The following is a 23,736-nucleotide window of genomic DNA, read 5'->3' as shown; positions in this document are numbered from 1 at the left end:
CCTTCGCTGATCCGGGCGCCACGCGAGTACCTCCGCCGTGACCTGAGAAACCTCAGCGCGGCGCCGGAAGAGTTTCCTCGATCTCGTCCAGGGCCGCGACGAGTTCCGGAGCGACCCTGCCCTGCACCCAGCGCTCCTGTTCCTCGCCCACCTCGCGCGGAATCGTCTCGGTGAGCATGATCAGGTACAGGTAGGCGCGGTACAGGGCCAGCCGGAGGAGGGCCGGGGTGTCGAAGCGGGCCCGGCCGCCGGCCTCCCGGTAGCCCGCCAGGAACGCCTCGTCCCGCTTGATGTCGCCCAGCAGCGCCAGGGAGACGAAGTCGGCCAGGGGGTCGCCCCAGAACATGCGCTCCCCGTCGATGAGGCCGCCGATGCGGGCGTCGCCGGCGGAGCGGTCGACCAGGATGTTTCCCGGCCACAGGTCGAAGTGCACCAGGCACGGGACGGTGACCTCGTCGAGGGCGCCGTACGCGGACCGGGCGGTACGGGACACCGCGTCGACGGGGCGGGGCAGCCGCGCCCCGTAACGCCGGGCGTCGTCGAGGACGGCGTCGAACATCGTCGTGAACGCGGTCCGCCAGTCGGGGGCGAGCGGGCCGAGGGCGCCGGAGGGATAGCCGAAGCCGGGGCCCGTCACGCGGTGCAGCCGGGCCGTCTGGCCTCCCAGCTCCGTGCGCAGTGCGGTCTGTTCCGTGTCCGTGAGCGAGCCGTCCCAGGAGTGGCCCGGGCAGGCCGTCATCAGCAGGAAGTCGTCGCCCATGGACACCAGCCGCGGTGCGGGGACTCCGGCGTGCGCGGCCGAGTGGTAGAACTCGGCCTCCGAGACGAGGAGCCGGCGCTCGTGCCGGAGGCCGGGGGTGGCCGCCGCGGGCGGGACCTTCAGCACGTAGCGGGTGCCGTCGGTGAGGCGGAGTTCCTCGACGGTGTTGTACGTGCCGCCGGTCAGCGGGGTGAGATGGGCGAGGCTGCCGGGATCCATGCCCGTCGCCTCCAGGATGTGCCGGGCCCGTTCCCAGGAGTCCACCACCGTGCGCCCACCCCTTCCCTTCGCCTTCGGTCAGCCGGCCGCGTACACGTCCTCGACGTAACGCCCGTCCGCGACCAGCCCGTCGAGCCACCGCTCGGCGGCCGTCTCGTCGACGCCCGGCGTGTGCTTCAGGTACAGGGTACGGAACGCCTCCCGCACCCCGGGCGCCATCCGGGAACCGTCACCGCAGACGTACACCCGCGCTCCGGCGTCCAGCAGGGCCCAGACCTCCTCGGCCTCGGCGGCGATGCGGTGCTGCACGAACCGCACCTCGCCCTCGGGGGCCTCGCTGAAGGCGGGGCGGAGGGAGACGGCTCCGGCGGTCTCGGCGGCGCGCAGTTCGTCGGCGTGCAGGAAGTCTGCGTCGGGTGCGTCGCAGCCGAAGTAGCAGACGGCCGGAGCGAGTTCGGCGCCTGCCGCGCGGGCCGCCGTACGGTCCGCGACAACGCCGCGGAACGGGGCGAGGCCGGTGCCCGCCGCGACCATGACGACCGGCGCGGATCCGCCGGTGGCGTCGATGCGGAAGGCCTCCCGGCACGGCTGCACGCGCGCGTACACCGTGTCCCCGGGCTCGACGGTCGCCAGGTAGCCGGATCCGGTACCCCGGTAGACGCCCTTGCCCGAGCGGGCCGGTGCCTCCAGCAGCGACACCATCAGGTCGACGTGGCCCGGGTCGACGGCGGGCGAGGAGGAGATGGAGTAGTGGCGGGGGCGCAGCGGGGTGAGGAGGTCCAGCAGCTGCGGCCAGTCCACCGCGCCGCGCAGGGCCGGGTGGTCCTCGATGACCTCCACGAGGGTGCGCGGGTCGTCGGTGAGGGCGGCCAGGGCCACACGCTCCGGCGGGCACGGGTTGGCGGCGGCGAGCGCGGCCAGCTGACCGGGGCTCGGGCGCTCCTGCAACTCCACGTGGTGGGTGAGGAGTTGCCGTACCGTCACGGGGCGGTCGACGGCGATCGAGTCGCGGCGCGGGCGGGTGGCGCGGATGTCCAGGACGGTGTCGAGGTCGACGCCGAGCACGGCGGCGGCGCGGGCGACGAGGTCCGGGTGGTTGGCGGGCAGCACGGTGAGGTGGTCGGCCGTGCGGTAGGTGACGCCGTCCGGCAGCGCGAGGCGGACGAACCGCTTGCGGCGCGCGTAGCCGGGCGCGGTGAGGTCGCGGGCCTCGGTGACCCGCATGGGGACGAGCCCGTGCCGCTCGGCGAGGGCGTCCAGCGGGCCGCCGGTCAGGGCGCGGACCTCGTAGGCGGTGGTGGGCTCGGGGTCCGGGGCCGAGGCGTCCGGGTCGCCGTACCGCCCCAGGAGGGCGACGCGGAGGCCGGCCGTGAACTCCCGGACCGTGCCGGTGAGGTCGCCGGAGGCGTCGGCGGCGGCGCGGTCCAGCAGCCGGGTGGCGCCGGACTCTGCGAGCCGCTCGTCGATCCGGGTGGGGACGTGCTGGTAGGTGGCGGCCCAGTTGCGGTCGCCGACGCCGAGGACGGCGTACGTCACGCCGGACAGGTCGTGGGTCTCCTCCAGCCGGGCGGCGAAGGCGGTGGCGTCGTCGGTGGGGCGGCCGTTGTAGGAGGCGGCCGTGATGACGACGGGCCGGTCGGTGGGCAGGCCGCCTGCGTAGGCGTCCAGGGGTGCCATCTCGGTGTCGCAGCCTATCGTGGCGGCCTCGTCGGCGAGCTGGGCTGCGAAGTCTCGGCAGGTGCCGTAGTTGCTGCCGTGCAGGAAGAGGGCGGCGGTGCCGGGGCGGACGCGGGCGGGGAGGCCCTGCGGTTCGGCCGACCGGGAGTCCTGGACCGGGGCGGCGCCGGGCAGCGGCGGGTGGACGCGGTCGGCGGACGTGCGCGGGGTGAGCGTGAGAGTGAAGCCCTCGGGCTTGAGGGTGAGGGTCTCCTTGACGTGGAGCCGGTAGTCGGCGTGGTCGCTCAGCCGGTAGCGGTGGACGAGCATGGCCAGCAGCATGGTCGCCTCGTGCAGGGCGAACTGCCGTCCGATGCAGGCGCGTTCACCGGTGCCGAACGGCTTGAAGGCGTGCACCGGGCGCTCCGCCTCCGCCTCGGCCGTGAAGCGGGAGGGGTCGAACAGTCCGGGGTTGTCGCCCCAGACGGGCTGACGGTGCAGCATCGGCGTGAGGACCAGGGCGGACTGCCCGGCGCGCAGCGGGATGCGGCCGCCGAGCAGCGTGTCCTCGCGAGCCTCCCGGGCGAAAACGGCGGCCGTGGGCCACAGCCGGAGCGCCTCGTTGAGGACCTGGCGGGTGTAGGTGAGCCGGCCGATCTCGTCGTACGCCGGCTGGGTCGGTCTGGTCGCCCCACAGCTCGTCGGCCTCGCGCTGCACCAGCTGGAGCGCGGTCGGGTGCTTGGCGAGGTAGTACAGGGCGAAGGACATGGCGCCGGAGGTGGTCTCGTGGCCGGCGATGAGGAAGGTGATGACCTGGTTGCGGATGTTGGCGGCGTCGAGCGTGCTGCCGTCGGCGGGGTGCTCGGCGGTGAGCATGAGGCCGAGCAGGTCGTCGGCCTGGCTCTGGTCGGTGCCGGTGCGGGCGGCGATGACGTCGTCGACGACCTGGGCGAGGTAGGCGCAGTCGTCGCGGAAGGCCGCGTCCTGCGCCGAGTAGTCCCGGCCCGGGACGCGAGCGAGGCGGGTCATGCTCCACTCCAGGCAACGGACCATCGACTCGACGAAGGGGTGCGGTTCGGAGCGCTCGAAGGAGCCGAAGTCGTAGCCGAACCCGGCGAGTCCGATGGTGTCGAGCGTCATGCGGGTCATGTCGCCGGGCACGTCGACGGGCTGCCCGGCTCGGGCGTCGCGGTCCCAGGAGGCGATGAGCCTGCGGGCGACCTTCAGCATCACCGGGTGGTAGGTCCGCATCGAGCCCAGCGCGAAGGCGGGCATGAGGATGTCGTGCGCCTTGGCCCAGTTGGGCTCGTCGTTGTACGCGGTGAACAGGCCGTCGGCGGCGAACTCGCGGACGTTCTGCAGACCGGGCCCGATGTGCTTGGCGAACCGCTGCTCGTCCGAGAGCTCGGCCACGAGGTCCAGGTCGCTCACGAACAGGGTGTCGCGTCCGTACAGCCGCCGCACGAACACGGGCCCGTGCTCGCGCATCAGGTCCATGGCCTGCTGGACGGGCGTGTCGCCGGGTCCGGTGCCGGAGATGTCGGCGACGGGGACGCCGGGGAGGTCGTCTGCGGGCCGGGGGGTCTGTGCGGTGGGGCGCATGACGCGACAACTGCCTTTCGCGGTACGGAAGTACTGCGATCCAGCGTGATCCACGGGACCCGGCGGACGGCGCCGCGGCCCTACATGATCGTGTAGTACATGCAGACGCGTCGCCCTTGCGCGGGGGCGGCCCGGCGTGGCAGGAGATGCTCGTGAACCAGGCCCGGCAGGAGGCCGTGACATGGCGCAACCGCGCCCTGCTGCTCTTCGACCGGGTGGCGATGCCGGTCGCGGTGTGCGACGTGTACGGCGCGGTGCTGCTCGCCAATCCGGCGATGGCCGCGGAGTGCGGTACGACGCCGGGTCGGCTGCGCGGCCGTGACGTGCTGGACCTGTTCAGCCCGCGGGAGGCCACGCAGGTGGAGCGCATCGCCCAGGCCCTGCGACTGCGGCACCGCTCGCGCTACCAGGTGTCGGTGCGCTGGCGGGCACCGGGCGGCGCGGAGCGCTACGGGGAGCTGACGGCGGACCCGGTGAGCGACACGGTGGAGGACACGCCTGCGCTGCTGGTGATGCTCCGCGTGGACGGCGAAAGCGCCCCCTCCCCCGCCCCACCCGCCGGACCGGCCCGGGTCACTCCGATGGAGGCCCGCATCCTGGCCCTGCTGGCCGCCGGCGCCACCACGGCCCGGGCGGCCCGCGAGACCGGCCTCACCGCCGACGGCGTCACCTACCACCTGCGCCGCCTGTCCTCCCGCTGGCACGCCGCCAACCGCACCCAACTGGTGGCCCGCGCCTATGCGCTGGGGGTGCTCACGCCGGGAGTCTGGCCACCGGAGGCCCCGGCCGCGGAGTAGGCCGTGCCCGCTCCCTCCGGGGCTCCGAAGCGGGCGAGGGTGTGCCACACCATCTTCAGGTTTTGCGGTTCGTAGCGACCCGTCCGGGCGGCGTCGCCGATGGCCCGCGGGTCGACGAGGCCGTCCCGGGCGATCCTGGCACCCAGTTCCGCGTACTCCCGGCCGCGGTAGTCCGCGTGGCGCCGTAACCCGGCCACGGTGAGCCGGTAGCCGGGGTGCCACTCGAGGGGGCAGGGCAGGCGCCGGGCCGCGGCCTCGACCGGTGTGCCGCGGTCAGCCGGCGTCCAGCACCAGCGCCTCCACGTCCCGGGCGAGATCGACGCCTCCGTGCACGTGCGCCTCGATGTAGTCGTCGAGGGCGTCCCGCTCGTCCGCCTCGGCCGGCGCGATGAGCGACATCCCGGCCGCCACGCCGAAGTGGGACGGCTCGGCGGCGCTGTCGGGGTAGCAGAACGTGGCGCGGGGCAGGACGCCGGCGTTCAGCCGGAAGTGCGAGGAGCCGAAGCGAGGCGCTGCGCCGACCACCTGCCGGCGGAAGTTCAGGGCGCCGTACACGGGCCGCTCGTGGGCGTCCGCTTCGTCGTAGGCCCCGCCGAAGATACGGCTCTCCCAGCGCCACCGGTCACCGCCGGGGCGGGCCGTGAGGCCGCCGTTGCTGGTGCCGGTGACGAACTGCGAGTGGTAGGCGCCGTCCCGGGCGAACGCCACGAGGACGAGCACGTCGCCCGCCGGCCGGTCCGGGTGGAAGTTCAGCGTGATCCGCACCTCCGGATCGACGGCGGGCCCCGACGAGCCGCCCGCCACATGGCGCAGCGCCGCCCGTGCCCGCGCGGACGCGACCTCCGGGAAATTCACTGGCTCCCCCTCACCCATGTTTCTAACCTGGCCCCGAAACCTAGGGCCCCTAGGTTTCAGCCACGACGACCAGGAGCCCTCCCATGAGATCACTCACCGAGCAGGACATCCGCAACTCGTTTATCAACTGCTCCAAGGGAGAAGCCAAGCGCCTGGCCGTCCCCCGGGACCTCGCCGAGCGACCCTGGGACGATCTCGACTTTCTCGGGTGGCGGGATCCGGGGGCACCCGACCGGAGTTACCTGGTCGCCGAGCGCGAGGGGCGGCTCGTCGGGCTGGCGATGCGGTTCCAGGCCGCGCAGCGCGGCTTTCTGCATCGCAGCATGTGTTCGCTGTGCCTGACGACACACCCACGGGGCGGTGTGTCGCTGATGACCGCGCGGAAGGCGGGAGCGGCCGGACGCGAGGGGAACTCCGTCGGGGCGTACATGTGCACGGACCTCGCCTGCTCGCTGTACCTGCGCGGGAAGAAGGTGCCGGAGAGCGGGGGCCGCTTCGAGGAGAGCCTCACCCTGGAGGAGCAGATCGACCGGACCATGGGCCATTTGACCGCCTTTCTCGACAAGGTGTCCGCCTGACGGTCCTCGGTCGCCCGTGGTTTCCCCGGCACTAACGTCCTCTTCATCGGATGCGTTCGATACGCCGGGGAAGGGGAACAGCCCGAGGATGCGAGAGGTACGTGAGTGGACGGCGCACGCCAAACGGATCATGCACAAGCGCCGGGACCCCGCGGTCGTCCAGACGGTGCGGTCCGCGTTCGCGGCGACGATCGCCTACGTCATCGCGCTGCGGCTGAGCCCCGAGGCGGCACCGCTCACCGCTCCCCTGACGGCACTGCTGGTCGTCCAGGTGACCCTGTACGCCACGCTCACCAACGGCTTCCGGCGGGTGAACGCCGTGGTGACCGGCGTTCTCGTCGCCATCGCGTTCAGCCTGCTGGTGGGCCTGACCTGGTGGAGCCTGGCGCTGCTCCTCGTGGCCTCGCTGGTCGTGGGACGGCTGGTCCGGGTGGAGGAGTACGTACCCGAGGTCGCGATCAGCGCGATGCTGGTGCTCGGGGTCACCACCGTCGGGGACACCGCCTGGGCCCGGGTGGTGGAGACGCTGATCGGCGCGGTCGTCGGGCTCGGCTGCAATCTGCTGCTGGCTCCGCCGGTGTGGGTTGAGGAGGCGGGCGCGTCGATCGAGGGTCTGGCGCGCCGGCTGCGGCAGCTGATGCTGCGCATGGGCGAGGAGGCCGCCGGCCGTACACCCGCCGATCTCGCGGCGGAGCGGCTGCACGAGGCACGGCGCCTGGACCATGACATCGTCGAGGTGGACGCGGCGCTCCGGCAGGCGGAGGACAGCCTGCGGCTCAACCCGCGCGTGCGGGAGGGCCTGTTGCACCGGGTGGTGCTGCGCACCGGCCTGGACACTCTGGAGATCTGCACGGTCGTGCTGCGGGTGCTCGCGCGCTCCTTGACCGACCTCGCGAAAAGGCGCGAGCCGGAGCCGCTGTTCGAGGCCGAGACGGGCGCCGCGCTGGAGCAGCTGCTGTCCGAGATCGCCGACGCCGTGGTGAGTTTCGCGGTGCTGGTGACCACCCATCTCAGTACCAGCGCCGAGTCGGCGGAGGAACGTCTCGCCGCGGAGCTGCGCACCGCGGCGAGCACCCGGGACAAGCTGGCCCTGCTGCTGCGCGAGGAGGCCGGGCGCGAGACGCGGCACTGGCAGTTGCTCGGCGCCGTCCTGACGGAGGTCAACCGGATCCTGGACGAGCTCGACACCGAGCACCGCACCCGGCGCCTGCTCGAGGAACTGGACCGGGTCTCGCGGGAGCAGCGCGCGCGGATGCCCCGCCTGACGCGGCTGCGTGAGCGCCTCGGCGTTCAGGAGCAGATGTGGCGCAGCCGTACGGGGGTCGGCGGGCGTTCTCGGTGAGCGACCGCCTGGCGCGGATCGCGCCGCGCGCAACGCTCGGTGCCGTTGTTGCACCCGGTGGGTGATCCACGCCAAGGTGGCTGTCGCGGCGGGGACGAGTGACGACCTGAGGGGCGACATGGGTAGTGGTGGCTGGAGCAGGCGCCGGTTCGTCGGCACGCTGGCGTCAGGGGCCGCCGCGGCGGCGCTGCCCGCCTGTGACGACGCGCCCGCGCCCGCGACCCCGACGAGTCCGGCGGCCCCCGAGCCGAGCGTGAGCCCGTCCCGCGAGGCCCGGCGCCCCTCCGGCCCGCGCCCGCTCTACCTCGGCACCTACACCTCCGTCGCAGGCGGCGGCAAGGGAATCGGCCTGGCCACGTACGACGCGGCGACGGGCCGGATCACCGGCACCGGCACGCTCACCGGCGTCGGCGACCCGTCGTACCTCGCGATCCACCCGGACCGCCGGACGCTGTACGCGGTGAACGAGCGCGAGGACGGCGCCGTGACCGCCGTCCGGCTGTCCGACCGGAAGATCCTGGGCAGCCGGAGCACCGGCGGCGCCGCCCCGTGCCATCTGTCGGTTCATCCGGGCGGGCGCTGGCTGCTGAGCGCGGACTACGGCTCGGGCAGCGTGGCGGTGCATCCGATCGACGCCTCGGGCGCTCTCGGCGAGCGGACCGATCTCGTCCGGCACTCCCGTCCGGCGCCGGGGCCGGGTCAGGACGGTCCGCACGCCCACCAGTTCTTCACCAGCCCCGACGGCGGGCACGTCCTCGCGGTGGACCTGGGTACGGACACCGTCTACACGTACCAGCTCGACGAGAAGGCCGGCACGCTCACCGAGGTCGCGCAGGCGCGGACCCGGCCGGGCGCCGGCCCGCGCCATCTGACGTTCCACCCCGGCGGCCGGTACGCCTACCTCGCCAACGAGGTCGACAACACGGTGGCGGTCTGCTCGTACGACCCCGCCTCCGGCCGCGTCACGGTCGGCGAGGCGCAGTCCACGGGCACCGGTTCGGGCACCAACTACCCGGCGCAGATCCTGGTGACCGCGAACGGCCGTTACGCCTTTCTCGCCAACCGCGGCCACAACAGCCTCACGCGCTACGCCGTCGAGGCGGACGGTGCCCGGCTCAGGCTGCTGGACACCGTGCCGGTGGGCGGGGACTTCCCGCGCCAGATCGCCTTCTCGCCGGAGGGCACGCTGCTGTTCGCGGCGAACCAGAAGTCCGGCACCGTGACCGTCTTCCGAGTGGACGAGACGGACGGCGCGCTGCGGCGCGCCGGTGAACCGTTTCCGTCACCGGTCGCCGTCTGTGCGCTGCCACTGTAGGGCCCGCGGGCAGGACGCTGCGGTCGCCTGGCTGAGCAGGACGTGCATGCGCTCGGTGAGCTGCGCGACGTCGTCGGCGGGCGCGTGGAACGCCAGTCGTACGTCGCCGTGGGCGCGGGCGCGTTCGACGCGCAGCGTCAGTCCGTGCCGGTCGACGGCGAGCGGCTGGACGCGGACCGCGCCGTGCAGACTGTCGGAGTCGACGAGCCGGGTGAGCCGCTCGACCGCGTCCGCGTGGCAGTCGGCGAGGTGCGTCAGCAGCCGGGCCTCGGCCGTGGTGAGCGGATCGGGCGTCGCGGCGGCGAAGTCGTCCAGGTCGACGACCACGGCCCCGGACGACTGCCGCAGCACCACGCGCGTGGCCCGGAAGGCCAGCCGGTCCTCCTCGACGGTGAACCAGCCCGCGAGCCACAGCCGGGCGCGGATCCGGTCGCGCACGGGGACGGGGGCCACGTCGGCGAACTCCAGCACCGCGGACGGCTCGCCGCGGGGCGCGCAGATCGCGGCCCCGAGCAGGGCGCTGTCCTGCGGCACGGCCACCATCACCCGGCCGTCCTCGGTCACCGTGTGCGCGCCGACCAGCTCCTCCCGCGTGCCCTCCGCGGTCACCGAGCAGGACCACGCGGCGGCGAGCACCGAGCGCGCCCGCTCCGCCGCGGCAGGTGCCGCCGTCCAGCTGTGGCTGTCGTCACCCATCCCAGACCTCCTTAGGTAAGCCTTGCCTAACCTACCGAAGATCGGGGCGTGAGCCAACCGCGTCACGTGATCTTTACGAGGCCTTTCAGGGGGCGAGGACGCCCAGCAGGGCGCGGGCACACAGCTCGCGCACCTGCTCCCGGCTCAACTCCGTGCCCCGCAGCCACTCCAGACAGACGGACGTGGTGAACGCCAGCCAGCCGCGCACGGCGAGCCGCATCTCCGGCCGCCCTTCACAGGCCGGGCCGAACTCGGGATCGACGGCGAGCGCCGCGAGGATCTGCCGCTCCTGCGCGGCCAGGGCCCGCTGGTAGACCCGCCGCACCGCCTGATCCCCGGCCGCGTCGGCGCGATGGAAGGCGCGGTAGCCGTGGGCGTGGGTCTGAACGTACTCCAGGAACGTGTCGAGGCCGCCCGCGAGCTGGTCACGCACCGGGACGCCGGGCACCGCCGCGGACATGCGCAGAATCCGCTCGCTCTCACACTCGACGACCGCCGCGAAGAAGTCCCGCTTGGTCGGGAAGTAGTGGTACAGCAGCCCGCGCGACACCCCGGCGATCTCGGCGACCTGCTCGATCCACACGTCGTCGTACGGACTCTCCGAGAACAGCCGCGCGCCGACGGCCAGAAGCTGTTCCCGGCGCTCCTCGGTGCTGAGCCGGCGGCGCGTGCGCCCGCCCTGGTTCGCAGCCATGCCCGCACTTTACTTGACGCCGGTTCAACAACGGGACCAGACTGAACCGCTATTGAACCCACGTACAACACGTCGAACCCGCCGCTGGATCAAGGGAGATCGCGTCATGACGGAGGCGCCGATACGGGAAGGGCTGCCCAAGGGGTTCCGGGGAGCCGAGCTGGGCTGGCCGGAGCTGGACCGCATTCCGCACCCGCCGCGCCGGATCCCGCTGCTCGGTGACGTGGTGGGCGTGAACCGGCGCACTCCCCTCCAGGACTCGCTCCGGTACGCCCGCCAACTGGGTCCGGTCTTCCGGCGGAAGGCCTTCGGCAAGGAGTTCGTGTTCGTGTGGGGCGCCCGGCACGCGGCCGACCTCGCGGACGAGTCGCGGTTCGCCAAGCACGTGGGGCTGGGCATAGCGAACCTGCGGCCGGTGGCCGGGGACGGCCTGTTCACGGCGTACAACCACGAGCCCAACTGGCAGCTGGCGCACGACGTGCTCGCCCCGGGGTTCAGCCGCGAGGCCATGGCCGGTTACCACCCGATGATGCTGGCCGTCGCGCGGCAGCTGACGGCGCACTGGGACCGGGCGGCGGCGACGGGCCGGGCGGTGGACGTGCCGGGCGACATGACCAAGCTGACGCTGGAGACGATCGCGCGCACCGGCTTCGGCCATGATTTCGGGTCGTTCGAACGCTCCCGGCCGCATCCCTTCGTGACCGCGATGGTCGGCACGCTGACGTACGCGCAGCGGCTCAACACGGTGCCCTTCCCGCTGGCCCCGCTGCTGCTGCGGAGCGCGAGCCGTCGCAACGCGGCCGACATCGCCTACCTCAACCGCACGGTCGACGAGCTGGTCCGGGCCCGGCGCGCCGCCGGCCGCGGGGACGGGGACCTGCTCGACCGGATGCTGGAGACGGCCCACGCCCGGACCGGGGAACGGCTGGCGCCGGAGAACGTCCGCCGTCAGGTCATCACCTTCCTCGTCGCGGGCCACGAGACGACCTCGGGCGCGCTCTCCTTCGCGCTGCACTACCTCTCCCGCCACCCCGAGGTCGCGGCCCGGGCCCGCGCCGAGGTGGACCGTGTCTGGGGAGACACGGCGGAACCTGCCTACGAGCAGGTGGCCAGGCTGCGCTACGTCCGCCGGGTGCTGGACGAGTCACTGCGGCTGTGGCCCACCGCGCCCGCCTTCGCCCGGGAGGCGCGCGAGGACACGGTGCTGGCCGGGGAGCATCCCATGCGGCGCGGGGCGTGGGCGCTGGTGCTGACGCCGATGCTGCACCGGGACCCCGAGGTGTGGGGCGCGGACGCCGAGCGGTTCGACCCGGACCGCTTCGACACACAGGCCGTACGGTCCCGGGCCCCGCACGCCTTCAAGCCGTTCGGGACCGGGGCGCGAGCCTGCATCGGGCGCCAGTTCGCCCTGCACGAGGCGACGTTGGTACTCGGCCTGCTGCTGCGGCGCTACGAGATGCGGCCCGACCCGGCGTACCGGCTGCGGGTGACGGAACGGCTGACGCTGATGCCGGAGGGGCTACGGCTGCACCCGGAGCGCCGGACACCGGTGCGGGAGCCGGCCTCAGACCTGCGCCGTCCAGTGCCCGGGGCGGGTGACTGACGCGGGCAGCCGGGTCCCGGCACTCCCCCGGGCCGCGTTCAGCTGCGGCTGGGTGAGGAAGAACGCCCCGGTCAGATCGGCGTCCGTGAGGTCCGTGTCGCGCAGGTCGGCGCCGATCAGGTCCGCGCCCCGCAGATCCGCGCCGGTGAGGTCGGCGGCGATGAGGTAGGCGCCGCGGAGGTCGGCCCCGCACAGGTCGGCACCCTTGAGGCGGGCGCCCACGAGGTCCGCGCCCCGGCGGTTCTTCTTGCGGCCCTTGGTGCCGGCCCTGGCCAGCTCACTCGTCCTCAGCAGCAGGACGTTGACCTCCTGGCGGTGCGCCGCCACGTCCAGCCCGGCGAGTTCCTCGGGGGTCAGCCCGGTCAGTTCCTCGGTCTTCTCCAGGGCCCCCCGCAGATCGGCGTGGACGGGACGGGCCGCGGGCAGGGCTAGCGCCTCGGTCAGGTACCACAGCAGCTCGTGCAGCTGCCGGACGACCGGGAAGACGTCGAACATGCGGCGGGCGTGCTCCGGCGGCCCGGACCTCCAGTCCTGGCCGCCGAAGGTGATCTGCGAGACCTGCTGCCCGGCGCCGAAGCAGTCGTAGACCGTGCAGCCGGTGAACCCCTTCTGCCGCAGCCTGGCGTGGATGCCGCAGCGGTGGTCGCTCTGGAGGTTGCGGCAGGGGGTGCCGGCGTCCTTGTCGACCGCGAAGTCGGCGGAGGCCGTGAAGGGCAGGGCGACGCAGCACAGCCCGAAGCACCGCTCGCAGTCGCCGCGCAGTTCCGCCCGCGCGGCCTGGTGATCCCGCATGCCGTTCAGCATACGAAATGAGAACTCACCTGGTGGCCGCCGGTGTCACCCCGTGAGCCCGGGTGTCTCCAGGCGCTCCAGCCGCTGGGGGTCGGCCAGGATGTACATGGCGGTGATCCGGCCGTCGGCGATCGTGACCCCCATGACGGACCGCATGCGTCCCTCGGGCGCGTTGACGACCCCGACCGAGCCGCTGACCAGCACCAGCTCCGCGGACTGCGCGAACCGGGCGAACATCAGCGCCTGCTCGGCCACCGCCTTCGCCCCCTGGACGACCTTGGACACGGCCGCGCCGCGCACCAGGGCACCCGAGTCGGCCCGCAGCACCACATCCGGGTGCAGAAGCGCGAGCAGCGCCTCGAAGTCCCCGCCGCGCGAGGCCGCCAGGAAGGCGTCGAGGACCTCCTTCTGACGGCCGAGAACCGGCTCGGCCGCCGGGGTGGCGCCGCGCACCCGGCGCCGGGCGCGGTGGCTCGCCAGCTGCCGGGTCGCGGCCGGGCTGCGCTCCACGATCGGCGCGATGTCGTCGAACGGCACGGCGAACATGTCGTGCAGCACGGACGCGAGCCGCTCGGCCGGCTCCAGGTTCTCCAGGACGACGAGCAGGGCCAGACCGATCGCGTCGGCGTGCAGCACCTCCTGCTCCGGGTCGATGTGCGACAAGGGTCTGAGCACCGGGTCCGGGACGAAGGTGTCGTCGATCCCGCGCTCGCAGCAGGTCCAGGCATACCCGGCCGGTCACCGTGGTGAGCCAGCCGCCGAGGTTCTGGATGTCGTCCGCGTCGGTGCGGCTGAGCTTCAGCCAGGCCTCCTGGACAGCATGCGGTAGGCGACGGCCTCAGTCACCCCCGGTGATGCTCGAACCGGTCGGCCAGCTCCGCGCTGCCTGTCATCGTCTCCCCCGTCATCCGCGGTCATCTGCCGAACAGTTCGAGCGCCACCGCCGGCCTGCCCCGAACCGCTCCCCGGTGGCCTCGGCGTGCTGGGTGAGGAAGCCGCGGACGTATGTCTCCGGGTCCTCGTCGGTCAACGCCCGGATGTACGTGCGGTGTTCCAGCAGCGAGCGCACCGCGCGCTCCATGCCGGGCGCCGCGTCGACGGCGTGCGTGGGGGTGCTGGAACCGGCGACGGCGACCCAGCGCACGCCGTCCCACGGTTCGAGGCCCTGCTCGGTGAGCTCCGGGAAGATCCACCGGTTGCCGGCGTCGCCTGCCGCGTCGAGCGTGGCCCGGCCGACGGCCACGTGGTCCGGGGTGTTCCAGGCGACGCCGCCCCAGGTGTCCCGGTGGTTGAGCGTGATGACCAGCTCGGGCCGGTGCCGGCGGATCGCGGCGGCGATGTCGCGCCGCAGGGCGGTGCCGTACTCGATGACGCCGTCCTTGTGGTCGAGGAACTCCACGACCGACACGCCGACCACCGCCGCGCTCGCCCGCTGCTCCCGCTCCCGCAGCGGCCCGCACCGCTCTGGCTCCAGTGTGCCGATGCCCGCCTCTCCCCGGGTCGCCAGCACATAGGCGACCTCGCGGCCCTCGTCGGTCCAGGCCGCGATCGCCGCCGAGCAGCCGTACTCGAGGTCGTCGGGGTGGGCCACGACCGCGAGGGCACGCCGCCAGTCGCCGGGCATGGGCTGGAGTTGAGTGGTCGTCATGTCGGCAGACTAATCCGCGCCACCGGCATCACCACGCGTCCGGCACGGCGTCACGCCTCGTTGCGCGCCAGCGCCAGCAGCCGGTCGAGGACCCGTCCGCCGCCGGTCCGTACGCCGTCGTGCTCGTACTCGTCCGTGATCCAGGTGCGCAGGCCGCGGATCGTGCGGGCGGTCCGCAGGGAATGGGCCGTGTCGACGTACATGTCGTCGTGGTAGACGGCGGCGACGACCGGTACGTCGTTCGCGGCGAGGCGGGCCGGGGCGTACAGGGGCGTCCAGTCGGTACGGGCGGCGAGCAGGTCGGCGGTCTCGCGCAGGGGACGCAGCGCCGGGTCGCAGTCGAACATCCAGGGGTGGATCGACTCGCCGGTGAACAGCAGCGGTTCGTCGCCCGCGAGGGCCTTCGCGGCGTCGAACTGCGGGAACTCGGCGCGGACCCGCTCGGCCGACCAGGCGGTGGGAAGGGCGTCCTGGCCGTAGATCGACTCGTGGACGAGGGCGTACAGCGGATGGCGGGCGTAGGACAGCATGCCCTGCGCCTGCTCCTGGAACGCGTCGGAGAGCGTGAAGCCCTGCGGGGTGCGGACGAAGGCGTTCTCGAGGAGGTAGTGGAGGCGGTGGGTGCCGTCGCCGGTGCCGAGGACGATGCCGAGGGACTGGAAGGCCTCGACGGTGAGCCGGTAGCCGTTCGGCAGGACCACCTCGTGGTTCAGGAGGTGGTCGGCGATGCGGCGGGCGCGTTCGGCGTCCTGCGGGTAGCGGGCGTAGTGCGCGGTGACCTTGCGTTCGATGCGCGGGAAGGCGGCCCGGTAGACGTCGTCGGCGTGGGCGTCCAGGGAGGGCAGCCCGCCGGTGATCACGGCGGTGGCCAGGCCCTCGGGCGCGAGGGACAGGTAGGTGGTCAGGCAGAAGCCGCCGAAGCTCTGGCCGAGGACGGTCCAGGGGGCGCCGCCGGTGACCTGCGCGCGGATGGCCTCGCAGTCGCGGACGATCGAGTCGGCGCGGAAGCGGGTGAGGTAGTCGGCCTGTTCGGCGGGGCCGCCGCGCAGCGGGAGCGTTTGGCGGTTGGCGGGCGTGGAGTGGCCGGTGCCGCGCTGGTCGAGGAGGAGGACGCGGTACTCCTTCAGCGCGCGGCCGAGCCAGCCGGGCCTGCCGACGGAGCGGTCCGCGCCGAAGCCGGGCCCGCCCTGGAGGTAGAGCAGCCACGGCTGGTCCTGGTGCACCTTGTCGCTCGCGACGACCTCGCGGGCGTACAGCTCGATCGTCTCGCCGCCGGGGTGGTCGTGGTCGAGGGGGACGGTGAAGCGGCGGTCGGTGAGGACGACTCCGGGCTGGCGGTAGCTGAGGGTCAACAGGGCTCCCGGGACGGACGGATTTTCGGACCGCATCCCAGTTCATCACAGGGGACGTCCGCGAGTGAGCCCTTCGATCATGAAACCTTGCCGAACGGCGGTTCAGGCTCAGCGTGCGGACAGACTGGAGCGCCGGACCACCAGCTCGGGCTGGAGCACGACCCTCCGGTGCTCGTGCGGCCGGGCCGGGCCCTCCTCCTCCGTCTCCTCCAGGAGCAGGTCGGCCGCCATGGCGCCCATGGTGACGGCGGGCTGCCGTACCGAGGTGAGCGGGACGGCGGCGGCCGCAGCGAACTCGATGTCGTCGTAGCCGACGATGGCGAGGTCGTCCGGGACGTCGACGCCGGCCGCGTACATGGCCTGGAGGACACCGAGCGCGAGCAGGTCGTTGGCGCAGAACACGGCGGTCGGCCGGTCGGCGAGACCGAGCAGGCGGGCGCCGGCGTCCCGGCCCGCGGCGACGTCCAGCCGTTCGGTGGGCAGCTCGCGCAGCGCGTCGGGGCCGAGCCCGGCCTCGGCCAGCGCTTCGAGGGCGCCCGTGCGGCGGTCGCGGACCTGGTTGAGGCCGGGCGGGCCGCTGACGTAGGCGATGGAGCGGTGCCCGGCGTCGACGAGATGGCGTACGGCCAGGGCGCCGCCCGCGACGTCGTCGACGGAGACCGAGCACTCGGTGGCGCCCTCGGCGACCCGGTCGACCAGGACGAACGGGATGCCGTGCCGGCGGAACGCCTCGATGTTGCGGCCCGTGGCGTCGGCCGGGGTGAGCAGCACGCCGCGCACGCGCTGCTCGGCGAAGAGGGACAGGTACTCGGCCTCCTCGCCCGGATTCTGGGCGCTGTTGCAGACCATCACGCCGAGTCCGGCCTGGCGTGCGGCGCGTTCGGCGCCGCGGGCCACGTCGACGAAGAAGGGGTTGCCCATGTCGAGGACGAGCAGCCCCATGATGCGGCTGCGGCCCGCGCGCAGCTGGCGCGCGGACTCGCTGCGGACGTAGCCGAGCCGGTCTATCGCGGACAGCACGCGGGCCCGGGTCTCGGCCGCCACGGTGTCCGGGCGGTTGATCACGTTCGAGACCGTACCGACGGAGACTCCGGCGGCGCGGGCGACGTCCTTGATACCCACCGACTGGGCCATGCGGCAGGGACCTCCTGGTGAGATGAGGGGGCGGCGGCCGGAGCGGCGGCTTCACATTACCGGCATGCCGCCCCGGCGACCGGCTTCGGTCAGGCGGGCAGGCGGAAGTCGATCACGTGCAGCGCCGAGGGCGTCGTACCGCTGGACTTCTCCTGGTACATGAAGGACAGCACCCCGTCCTGCGCGACGCGTGTCTCGTCGATGACGACCTCGCCGAAGGCGTTGAGGCCGCTGCCGTCGAACAGGATCTTCCAGTCGGTGTATCCGGAGGCGGCGGAGGCCCCGGCTATGCGGCCGAAGGGGAAGATCGCGTACGCGTTGTCGTACTTGTCCAGGATCAGCTTGGTGCGCTGGCTGGAGTTGAGCGGGACCGGGATCTCGGTCTTCTGCCAGGTGCCGGAGGCGTTCCTGCGGACGTGGAAGGCGCGGCCGTTGCGCGTCCGGTCGGTGACGTAGTTGGTGGTGCACTGCCCGAAGCGGCCCGGGACGTAGGAGATGATCGCGTGCGGCCGGCCCGCGGAGTCGGTGAACTGGCTCTCCTGGTTCATCAGGGAGTGGTCCGGGTTGAGCGGGTCGACGACCAGGCCGGCGTTGTTCACGGACACCTTGTCGGAGCCGCCGGTGACACCGACGACAGTGCCCGCGTTGTTGCGCCAGGTGCGGCCGCGGTCGTCGGAGTAGACGTAGCCGGTGTCGTGGTTGGTGATGCCGCCGCTGCTGCACATCACGGCGCCGTTCTGCTCGCGCCAGGTGAAGAAGGAGTGCAGCCGGCCGCTGCGGTCGTAGTCGATGCCGTGCAGGTACATGTTGCGGGCGGTCGAGGAGCCGTGCTCGCTGGTGTACGTGCCGGTGGAGCTGGACCACTCGCCGAGGTTGGTCCACTTCGTGCCGTCGTACTCGGCGAGCGCGTTGCGGCCGTTGCCGGAGACGGCGACGCGGTAGCTCAGCTGGAGCCTGCCCTCCGGCGTGGAGATGAACTGCGGGTAGGTGAACTGCGAGGTCAGGGCCAAGCCGTCCAGGGTGGACTGGGGCGCGCCGAAGCGGCTGGCGGTCCAGCTCAGCCCGGCGGGGTTGTCCATGAGCCCGGCGACCGACTTGACGTAGGTGAAGCCGTCGCTGTGGGAATCCATGTTGAGGTGCAGCCGGCCGTCGGCCTTGGAGACGCCCATCGAGATGACGTTGTGGGAGTCGTTGTAGCGCAGGGTGTGCCCGACCTTCACGGTCGACCAGGTACTGGCGCCGAGGGCGCGGCGGCCGACGACGGCGTTGCGGTCGGCGGTGTACCAGACGGCGTACTGGTAGCCCTTGTAGGTCAGCAGGCCGTTCTTCTGGAACGCGTTGTTGTTGACCAGGCCGTCGTACGACACGAAAAAGATGGCCTGGTTGTCGAGCGTGGTGGTGCCGGTCCGGGTGACGGAGGGGCCGGGGTCGGCGGCCCGCGCGGTGCCGGAGGCGAGGGCGGGGGTCACCACCGCACCTGCGAGGGCGGCGGCCAGCAGCGTACGTCTGTGCATCTCATGAACTCCATTGTTCAGGCGAGGTGGAACACTTCCGTGAGCGGTTTCATGACCTCGTCGGGCCGGGCGCCGTCCAGCGACTCGAAGAACGGCGCCATCTCCGCCTGCCAGCGGGCGTTGACTTCGGTGGCTTCCATCCCGGCCAGGGCGGCTTCGAAGTCCTCGGTCTCCAAGTAGCCGACCAGCAGGCCGTCCTCGCGCAGGAAGAGCGAGTAGTTGTGCCAGCCGGTGTCCGAGAGTGCCTGGAGCATCTCGGGCCACACGGCGGCGTGCCGCTCGCGGTACTCGTCGAGGCGGTCCGCCCGGACCTTCAGCAGGAAGCACACGCGCTGCATCAACAGCCCTTTCGGTGATCGGAACGCGGTGGTCGGAACAGGTGATCAGAAGTTGAACTGGTCGATGTTCTTGGCGTCGAACACGGTCGGCTTGCCGAGGCTGATCACGCCGTCCTTGCCGATGGTGTACTCGCCCATGGAGCCGGCCTTGAAGGTCTCGCCCTCCTTGCCGGTGATCTGCCCGGAGGACAGGGCGACGGCGGTACGGGCGGCCAGCTCGCCGAGCTTGGCCGGGTCCCACAGCTCGAAGGCCTCGACGGTGCCGTTCTTGACGTACTTGCGCATGTCGTTCGGGGTGCCGAGGCCGGTCAGCTTGACCTTGCCCTTGTACTTGGAGCCCGACAGGTACTGGGCGGCGGCCTTGATGCCGACGGTGGTCGGGGAGATGATCCCCTTGAGGTTCGGGTACTCCTGGAGCAGGCCCTGGGTCTGCTGGAAGGACTGCTGGGCGTCGTCGTTGCCGTACGCGACCTTCACCAGCTTCATGTTCTTGTACTCGGGCTTCTTCAGCTCGTCCTTCATGAAGTCGATCCAGGTGTTCTGGTTCGTCGCGGTCTGCGCGGCGGACAGGATCGCGATCTCGCCCTTGTAGTCGATCTGCTTGGCGAGCAGCTGCACCTCGGTACGGCCCAGGTCCTCGGCGGAGGCCTGCGAGACGAAGGCGTTGCGGCAGTCGGGCGTGGTGTCGGAGTCGTAGGTGACGACCTTGATGCCGTTCTTCATGGCCTGCTTGAGCGCGGTGCACAGGGCGCCCGGGTCCTGCGCGGAGACGGCCATCGCGTCGACCTGCTGCTGAGTGAGCGTGTTGACGTAGGAGACCTGGCCGGAGGTGTCGGTCGCGCTGGACGGACCGACCTCCTTGTACTTGGAGCCCAGTTCGGCCAGGGCCTTCTCGCCGCCCTTGTCGGCGGTGGTGAAGTACGGGTTGTTGACCTGCTTGGGCAGGAACCCGACGGTCAGGCCCTTCTTCAGCTCGGCGTTCGGGTCGGCCTTGCCGGCGGTGGCGGCCGAACCGCCCTCGCTCTGCACGTCCTTCTTGGTGGTGCCGCCACCGCAGGCGGTGAGCGCCAGGGCGAGAGAGGTGGCGGTGGCGAGCGCCGCGCAGCTGCGGCGGAGAGTCGACTTACGCATGATGATGGTCCTTTACGAGGAAGGGCTGAGTTACGAGGTCGGAGTCGAGGCGGCTCTACGGCCCGCCCTCGCTACGGAGATCTGCCGTACGACCCGGGGGCCGAGCACGGACAGAACGAGCAGGACGCCGGTGACGACGATCTGGGACTGCGCGGAGACGTCCTGGAGGCTCATGACGTTCTGAAGCGCCCCCAGCAGGAACACCCCGGCGATGGCGCCGCCCAACGTTCCCTTGCCACCGTCGAAGTCGATGCCACCGAGCAACACCGCGGCCACAACCGACAGTTCAAGCCCCGTCGCGTTGTCGTACCGCGCACTCGCGTAGTGCAGCGCCCAGAAGATCCCGGTGAGCGAGGCCATCAGGCCGGTCACCGTGAACAGCAGCAGCTTCTGCCGCTTGACCCGGATCCCGGCGAAGCGCGCCGCCTCCTCACTCGCCCCGATCGCGAACAGCGACCGCCCGAACGGCGTGGCGTGCAGCGCGACCACCGCGATGGCGAGCAGGACGAGGAACGGCAGGAAGGCGTACGGGATGAACGTGTCCCCGATGCGCCCGGCCGCGAAGTCCAGGTACTGGGTGGGGAAGTCGGTCACCGCGTCGGAGCCGAGCACGATCTGCGCGATGCCCCGGTAGGCGGCCAGTGTGCCGATGGTGACGGCGAGGGACGGCAGACCGAGCCTGGTCACCAGCAGGCCGTTGATCAGTCCACACACGACACCCAGCAGCAGGCAGATCGGGATGATCGTCTCGATGGCCATGCCCTGGTTCCACAGGGCGCCCATCACGGCACCGGACAGGCCCGCAGTCGAGGCCACCGACAGGTCGATCTCGCCGGACACCACCAGCAGGGTCATCGGCAGGGCGATCAGCGCGATCGGCAGCGTGTTGCCGATCAGGAACGACAGGTTGAGCGCGTTGCCGAACCCGTCGACGAAGCCGAAGGAGAACAGCAGGACCACGATCAGCAGGGCGCCGACGACCGTGTCCCAGCGGACCGCTCGGCTCAGGGAGATGTCAGCCATGGCGGGCGTTCCTCTTCTTCAGTGCGGAGGCCACGCGCAGCGCGACGATCCGGTCGACCGCGATGGCGAGGATGAGCAGGATGCCGTTGATGGCGAGCACCCAGACGGAGCTGACGCCGAGGGCGGGCAGCACACTGTTGATCGAGGTCAGCAGCAGTGCGCCGAGGGCCGCGCCGTAGACGCTGCCGGAGCCGCCGGTGAAGACGACGCCGCCGACGACGACCGCGCTGACGACGGTCAGTTCGTAGCCGTTGCCGGTGCCGGAGTCGACGTTTCCGAACCGGGCGAGGTACATCGCGCCGGCGAGTCCGGCGAGGGCGCCGCAGAAGGTGTACGCGGCGAGGATCCGCTTGCGCACGGGGATGCCGGCGAGGCGGGCGGCCTCGGGGTTGGAGCCGAGCGCGTAGAGCTCGCGGCCGCTGGCGAAGTGCTTGAGGTAGTAGGCCGTCGCCACCAGCACCGCCAGCGCGATCAGCGCCAGATACGGCACCGCCGAGATGCCGCCGGAGCCGAAGTCGACGAAACCGCCGGGCAGATCGGCCGCGGTGATCTGGCGGGAGCCGACCCAGATGGAGTCGATGCCGCGGATGATGTAGAGCGTGCCGAGGGTGACGACGAGCGCGGGCACCTGGCCGAGGCTGACGAGCAGGCCGTTGAGCAGGCCGAAGCCGATGCCGAGCAGGACCGCCAGCGCGATGGCCACGACCGGGTTGCCGCCGCCCTGGAGATGGGTGCCGGCGGCGAAGGCGCTGATGCCGAGCGTGGATCCGACGGACAGGTCGACGTTGCGGGTGATGACGACGAGGGACTGGCCGGTGGCGACGAGCACGAGGATCGTCGCGTTCAGCAGCAGGTCCTTGATGCCCTGTTCGGAGAGGAACTGGCTGTTGCCGGCCTGGGTGACGGCGATCATCACCAGGAAGACGGCGAGGATGGCGAGTTCGCGCATCTTGAAGACGCGGTCGACGAGACGGGTGCCGCTCGACTTGGGCACGTCGGCCACAGGGGCTTCTTGGGGAGTGACGACCGTCATGCGGCGGCCCTCCCGGTGGCTGCGGCCATCACGGTTTCCTCGGTGGCGTCGGAGCGTGGGATCTCGGCGGTGAGGCGGCCCTCGTGCATCACCAGCACGCGGTCGGCCATGCCGAGGATCTCGGGCAGGTCGGAGGAGATCATCAGGACGGCCACGCCGTCGGCGGCCAGTTGCGACAGCAGCCGGTGCACCTCGGCCTTGGTGCCGACGTCGATGCCGCGGGTCGGCTCGTCGACGATCAGCACCTTGGGGCCGGTGGCGAGCCACTTGGCGAGCACGACCTTCTGCTGGTTGCCGCCGGACAGGGTGTTGACGGTGTCGGCGATCCGGGCGTACTTGACCTGGAGCTTGACGGCCCAGTCGAGGGAGCGGCTGCGCTCGGCGCCGCGGTCCATCAGGCCCGCCTTCACGGTCGTGCGCAGCCCGGTGAGCCCGATGTTCCGCTCGATGGACATGTCCATCACCAGGCCCTGGGCGCGCCGGTCCTCGGGGACCAGGGCGAGTCCGGCGGACATCGCGGTGGACGGGGCGCCGTTGACCAGGGCCTCGCCGTCCACGGTGACCTCGCCGGCGTCCCAGCGGTCGATGCCGAACACGGCCCGGGCGACCTCCGTGCGCCCGGCGCCTACGAGTCCGGCCAGGCCGACGATCTCGCCGTGCCGTACGTCGAAGGAGACGTCGGTGAACACGCCCTCGCGGGTCAGGCGGCGCACGCTCAGGGCGACCTCGCCCGGCTGCACGTCCTGCTTGGGGTACAGCTCGTCGAGGTCACGGCCGACCATGCGGCGCACCAGGTCGTCCTCGGTCATACCGTCCAGCGGCTCGCTGCCGACCCAGGCGCCGTCGCGCAGGGTGGTGACCCGCTGGCAGATCTCGAAGATCTCCTCCAGCCGGTGGGAGATGAACAGCACGGCGGCGCCCTGCTCGCGCAGGGTGCGTACGACGCCGAAGAGGCGGGCGACCTCGCTGCCGGTGAGCGCGGCGGTCGGCTCGTCCATGATCAGGACGCGGGCGTCGAAGGAGAGGGCCTTGGCGATCTCGACGATCTGCTGGTCGGCGATGGACAGGCCGCGGGCGGGCCTGTCGGGGTCGAGTTCGACTCCGAGGCGCTCCATGAGGGCGGCGGTCGCGTTGTGCGTGGCCCTGTGGTCGATCCGGCCGAGCGCGCGCCGGGGCTGGCGGCCCATGTAGATGTTCTCGGCGATCGACAGGTCGGGGAAGAGTGTGGGCTCCTGGTAGATCACGGCGATGCCCGCGTCGCGGGCGTCGCCGGGTCCGTGGAAGGCGACGGGCGCACCGTCGAGCAGCACCTGGCCGGCGTCCGGCCGGTGCACCCCGGCGAGCGTCTTGATGAGGGTCGACTTGCCGGCACCGTTCTCGCCGGCGAGGGCGTGCACCTCCCCGGGGAACAGCTCCAGGGAGACGTCCCGCAGTGCGCGGACCGCACCGAAGGACTTGGAGACGTCCCTCAGTGCCAGAACCGGGGCCGGACCCGTGGTGGACGGGTGGGTCATGGGGGCTCCTCGACGACGCCGGCGGGACGGCCCTCTCGACGTCGTGAAAGGTTTCAACTGGGTTGCCGGGACGTTAGGCGGGCCGCGCATGTCACGTCAATGGGTTCCGGTCGAAAAAGTTTCGAGGGCAGAAGATCAC

The 23,736-nt window shown here is 72.0% G+C and carries 17 protein-coding genes and 4 pseudogenes; 5 read left to right on the top strand and 16 right to left on the bottom strand.

Features of this window, described 5'->3' with window-relative positions; translation table 11 throughout:
• Nucleotides 1–52: 52 nt before the first annotated feature.
• A complete protein-coding gene (locus V8690_RS39550; RefSeq protein ID WP_338784833.1) occupies nt 53–1,027 on the bottom strand; it encodes an aminoglycoside phosphotransferase family protein in 975 nt (324 codons plus the stop codon).
• A 30-nt stretch (nt 1,028–1,057) separates the two neighbouring features.
• Nucleotides 1,058–4,238, bottom strand: a pseudogene (locus V8690_RS39545) (cytochrome P450).
• Between the two features lie 146 nt (nt 4,239–4,384).
• Here V8690_RS39545 and V8690_RS39540 point away from each other — a divergent pair.
• Complete coding sequence (locus V8690_RS39540; protein WP_338784832.1) at nt 4,385–5,035, top strand: PAS domain S-box protein; 651 nt, start codon at nt 4,385–4,387, stop codon at nt 5,033–5,035.
• Here V8690_RS39540 and V8690_RS39535 read toward each other — a convergent pair.
• Nucleotides 4,975–5,908: pseudogene (locus tag V8690_RS39535) on the bottom strand (DUF3626 domain-containing protein). The gene V8690_RS39540 and the pseudogene V8690_RS39535 overlap by 61 nt on opposite strands.
• Nucleotides 5,909–5,973: 65 nt before the next feature.
• On the opposite strand from V8690_RS39535, the gene V8690_RS39530 reads away from it, so the two are divergent.
• The 3 genes from V8690_RS39530 to V8690_RS39520 all read left to right on the top strand — a co-directional run bounded on the left by V8690_RS39530 (nt 5,974) and on the right by V8690_RS39520 (nt 9,125).
• Nucleotides 5,974–6,468, top strand: coding sequence for an FBP domain-containing protein (locus tag V8690_RS39530; protein WP_338784831.1), 495 nt, complete (start codon nt 5,974–5,976; stop codon nt 6,466–6,468).
• A gap of 88 nt (nt 6,469–6,556) precedes the next feature.
• Nucleotides 6,557–7,810: an aromatic acid exporter family protein gene (locus V8690_RS39525; RefSeq protein WP_338784830.1), complete on the top strand. Its 1,254-nt coding sequence runs from the start codon at nt 6,557–6,559 to the stop codon at nt 7,808–7,810.
• A 118-nt stretch (nt 7,811–7,928) separates the two neighbouring features.
• The gene (locus V8690_RS39520; protein WP_338785628.1) at nt 7,929–9,125 is read left to right on the top strand and encodes a lactonase family protein; all 1,197 of its coding nucleotides are present in this window, start codon (nt 7,929–7,931) and stop codon (nt 9,123–9,125) included.
• Here V8690_RS39520 and V8690_RS39515 read toward each other — a convergent pair.
• Both V8690_RS39515 and V8690_RS39510 read right to left on the bottom strand, forming a co-directional pair.
• Complete coding sequence (locus tag V8690_RS39515) at nt 9,093–9,821, bottom strand: DUF2470 domain-containing protein (RefSeq protein ID WP_338784829.1); 729 nt, start codon at nt 9,819–9,821, stop codon at nt 9,093–9,095. The two genes, V8690_RS39520 and V8690_RS39515, sit on opposite strands and share 33 nt — an antisense overlap.
• Before the next feature lie 85 nt (nt 9,822–9,906).
• A complete protein-coding gene (locus tag V8690_RS39510; RefSeq protein WP_338784828.1) occupies nt 9,907–10,515 on the bottom strand; it encodes a TetR/AcrR family transcriptional regulator in 609 nt (202 codons plus the stop codon).
• Between the two features lie 106 nt (nt 10,516–10,621).
• Here V8690_RS39510 and V8690_RS39505 point away from each other — a divergent pair, with 106 nt between their 5' ends.
• Nucleotides 10,622–12,118 (top strand): cytochrome P450, encoded by a 1,497-nt coding sequence (locus tag V8690_RS39505; RefSeq protein ID WP_338784827.1) that lies wholly within the window; start codon nt 10,622–10,624, stop codon nt 12,116–12,118.
• Here the strand turns inward: V8690_RS39505 and V8690_RS39500 are convergent.
• From V8690_RS39500 to V8690_RS39450, 11 genes and pseudogenes are all read right to left on the bottom strand, one after another.
• Nucleotides 12,080–12,922: a pentapeptide repeat-containing protein gene (locus V8690_RS39500; protein ID WP_338784826.1), complete on the bottom strand. Its 843-nt coding sequence runs from the start codon at nt 12,920–12,922 to the stop codon at nt 12,080–12,082. The two genes, V8690_RS39505 and V8690_RS39500, sit on opposite strands and share 39 nt — an antisense overlap.
• 33 nt (nt 12,923–12,955) lie before the next feature.
• A pseudogene (locus tag V8690_RS39495) lies at nt 12,956–13,752 on the bottom strand (nuclear transport factor 2 family protein).
• A 72-nt stretch (nt 13,753–13,824) separates the two neighbouring features.
• Nucleotides 13,825–14,558: pseudogene (locus tag V8690_RS39490) on the bottom strand (PIG-L deacetylase family protein).
• A gap of 50 nt (nt 14,559–14,608) precedes the next feature.
• On the bottom strand, nt 14,609–15,910 hold the full coding sequence (locus V8690_RS39485; protein ID WP_338784825.1) for an alpha/beta fold hydrolase: 1,302 nt from the start codon (nt 15,908–15,910) through the stop codon (nt 14,609–14,611).
• 108 nt (nt 15,911–16,018) lie between these two features.
• A complete protein-coding gene (locus V8690_RS39480) occupies nt 16,019–17,044 on the bottom strand; it encodes a LacI family DNA-binding transcriptional regulator (protein ID WP_338784824.1) in 1,026 nt (341 codons plus the stop codon).
• Nucleotides 17,045–17,133: 89 nt separating this feature from the next.
• Nucleotides 17,134–18,558: a BNR repeat-containing protein gene (locus tag V8690_RS39475; RefSeq protein ID WP_338784823.1), complete on the bottom strand. Its 1,425-nt coding sequence runs from the start codon at nt 18,556–18,558 to the stop codon at nt 17,134–17,136.
• 17 nt (nt 18,559–18,575) lie between these two features.
• Nucleotides 18,576–18,896, bottom strand: a complete 321-nt coding sequence (locus V8690_RS39470; protein WP_338784822.1) for an L-rhamnose mutarotase — start codon at nt 18,894–18,896, stop codon at nt 18,576–18,578.
• 45 nt (nt 18,897–18,941) lie between these two features.
• A complete protein-coding gene (rhaS, locus tag V8690_RS39465) occupies nt 18,942–20,027 on the bottom strand; it encodes a rhamnose ABC transporter substrate-binding protein (protein ID WP_338784821.1) in 1,086 nt (361 codons plus the stop codon).
• Nucleotides 20,028–20,057: 30 nt separating this feature from the next.
• The gene (locus V8690_RS39460) at nt 20,058–21,050 is read right to left on the bottom strand and encodes an ABC transporter permease (protein WP_338784820.1); all 993 of its coding nucleotides are present in this window, start codon (nt 21,048–21,050) and stop codon (nt 20,058–20,060) included.
• Nucleotides 21,043–22,083, bottom strand: a complete 1,041-nt coding sequence (locus V8690_RS39455) for an ABC transporter permease (protein WP_338784819.1) — start codon at nt 22,081–22,083, stop codon at nt 21,043–21,045. Before V8690_RS39455 ends, V8690_RS39460 begins: the two co-directional genes overlap by 8 nt.
• On the bottom strand, nt 22,080–23,597 hold the full coding sequence (locus V8690_RS39450; RefSeq protein WP_338784818.1) for a sugar ABC transporter ATP-binding protein: 1,518 nt from the start codon (nt 23,595–23,597) through the stop codon (nt 22,080–22,082). The genes V8690_RS39455 and V8690_RS39450 overlap by 4 nt, the downstream gene beginning before the upstream one ends.
• Nucleotides 23,598–23,736: the final 139 nt, after the last annotated feature.

This window comes from Streptomyces sp. DG1A-41, from assembly GCF_037055355.1.
GTDB lineage: Bacteria > Actinomycetota > Actinomycetes > Streptomycetales > Streptomycetaceae > Streptomyces.
This window is presented reverse-complemented; position numbering and strand designations above follow the sequence as displayed.

What these genes read in the sequence shown, in the direction of transcription:
- V8690_RS39540 (WP_338784832.1), top strand. Translation starts at nt 4,385, where the DNA reads ATGCTCGTGAACCAGGCCCGGCAGGAGGCCGTGACATGGCGCAACCGC.
- V8690_RS39530 (WP_338784831.1), top strand. Translation starts at nt 5,974, where the DNA reads ATGAGATCACTCACCGAGCAGGACATCCGCAACTCGTTTATCAACTGC.
- V8690_RS39525 (WP_338784830.1), top strand. Translation starts at nt 6,557, where the DNA reads ATGCGAGAGGTACGTGAGTGGACGGCGCACGCCAAACGGATCATGCAC.
- V8690_RS39520 (WP_338785628.1), top strand. Translation starts at nt 7,929, where the DNA reads ATGGGTAGTGGTGGCTGGAGCAGGCGCCGGTTCGTCGGCACGCTGGCG.
- V8690_RS39515 (WP_338784829.1), bottom strand. Translation starts at nt 9,821, where the DNA reads ATGGGTGACGACAGCCACAGCTGGACGGCGGCACCTGCCGCGGCGGAG.
- V8690_RS39510 (WP_338784828.1), bottom strand. Translation starts at nt 10,515, where the DNA reads ATGGCTGCGAACCAGGGCGGGCGCACGCGCCGCCGGCTCAGCACCGAG.
- V8690_RS39505 (WP_338784827.1), top strand. Translation starts at nt 10,622, where the DNA reads ATGACGGAGGCGCCGATACGGGAAGGGCTGCCCAAGGGGTTCCGGGGA.
- V8690_RS39500 (WP_338784826.1), bottom strand. Translation starts at nt 12,922, where the DNA reads ATGCTGAACGGCATGCGGGATCACCAGGCCGCGCGGGCGGAACTGCGC.
- V8690_RS39480 (WP_338784824.1), bottom strand. Translation starts at nt 17,044, where the DNA reads ATGGCCCAGTCGGTGGGTATCAAGGACGTCGCCCGCGCCGCCGGAGTC.
- V8690_RS39475 (WP_338784823.1), bottom strand. Translation starts at nt 18,558, where the DNA reads ATGCACAGACGTACGCTGCTGGCCGCCGCCCTCGCAGGTGCGGTGGTG.
- V8690_RS39470 (WP_338784822.1), bottom strand. Translation starts at nt 18,896, where the DNA reads ATGCAGCGCGTGTGCTTCCTGCTGAAGGTCCGGGCGGACCGCCTCGAC.
- rhaS (WP_338784821.1), bottom strand. Translation starts at nt 20,027, where the DNA reads ATGCGTAAGTCGACTCTCCGCCGCAGCTGCGCGGCGCTCGCCACCGCC.
- V8690_RS39460 (WP_338784820.1), bottom strand. Translation starts at nt 21,050, where the DNA reads ATGGCTGACATCTCCCTGAGCCGAGCGGTCCGCTGGGACACGGTCGTC.
- V8690_RS39455 (WP_338784819.1), bottom strand. Translation starts at nt 22,083, where the DNA reads ATGACGGTCGTCACTCCCCAAGAAGCCCCTGTGGCCGACGTGCCCAAG.
- V8690_RS39450 (WP_338784818.1), bottom strand. Translation starts at nt 23,597, where the DNA reads ATGACCCACCCGTCCACCACGGGTCCGGCCCCGGTTCTGGCACTGAGG.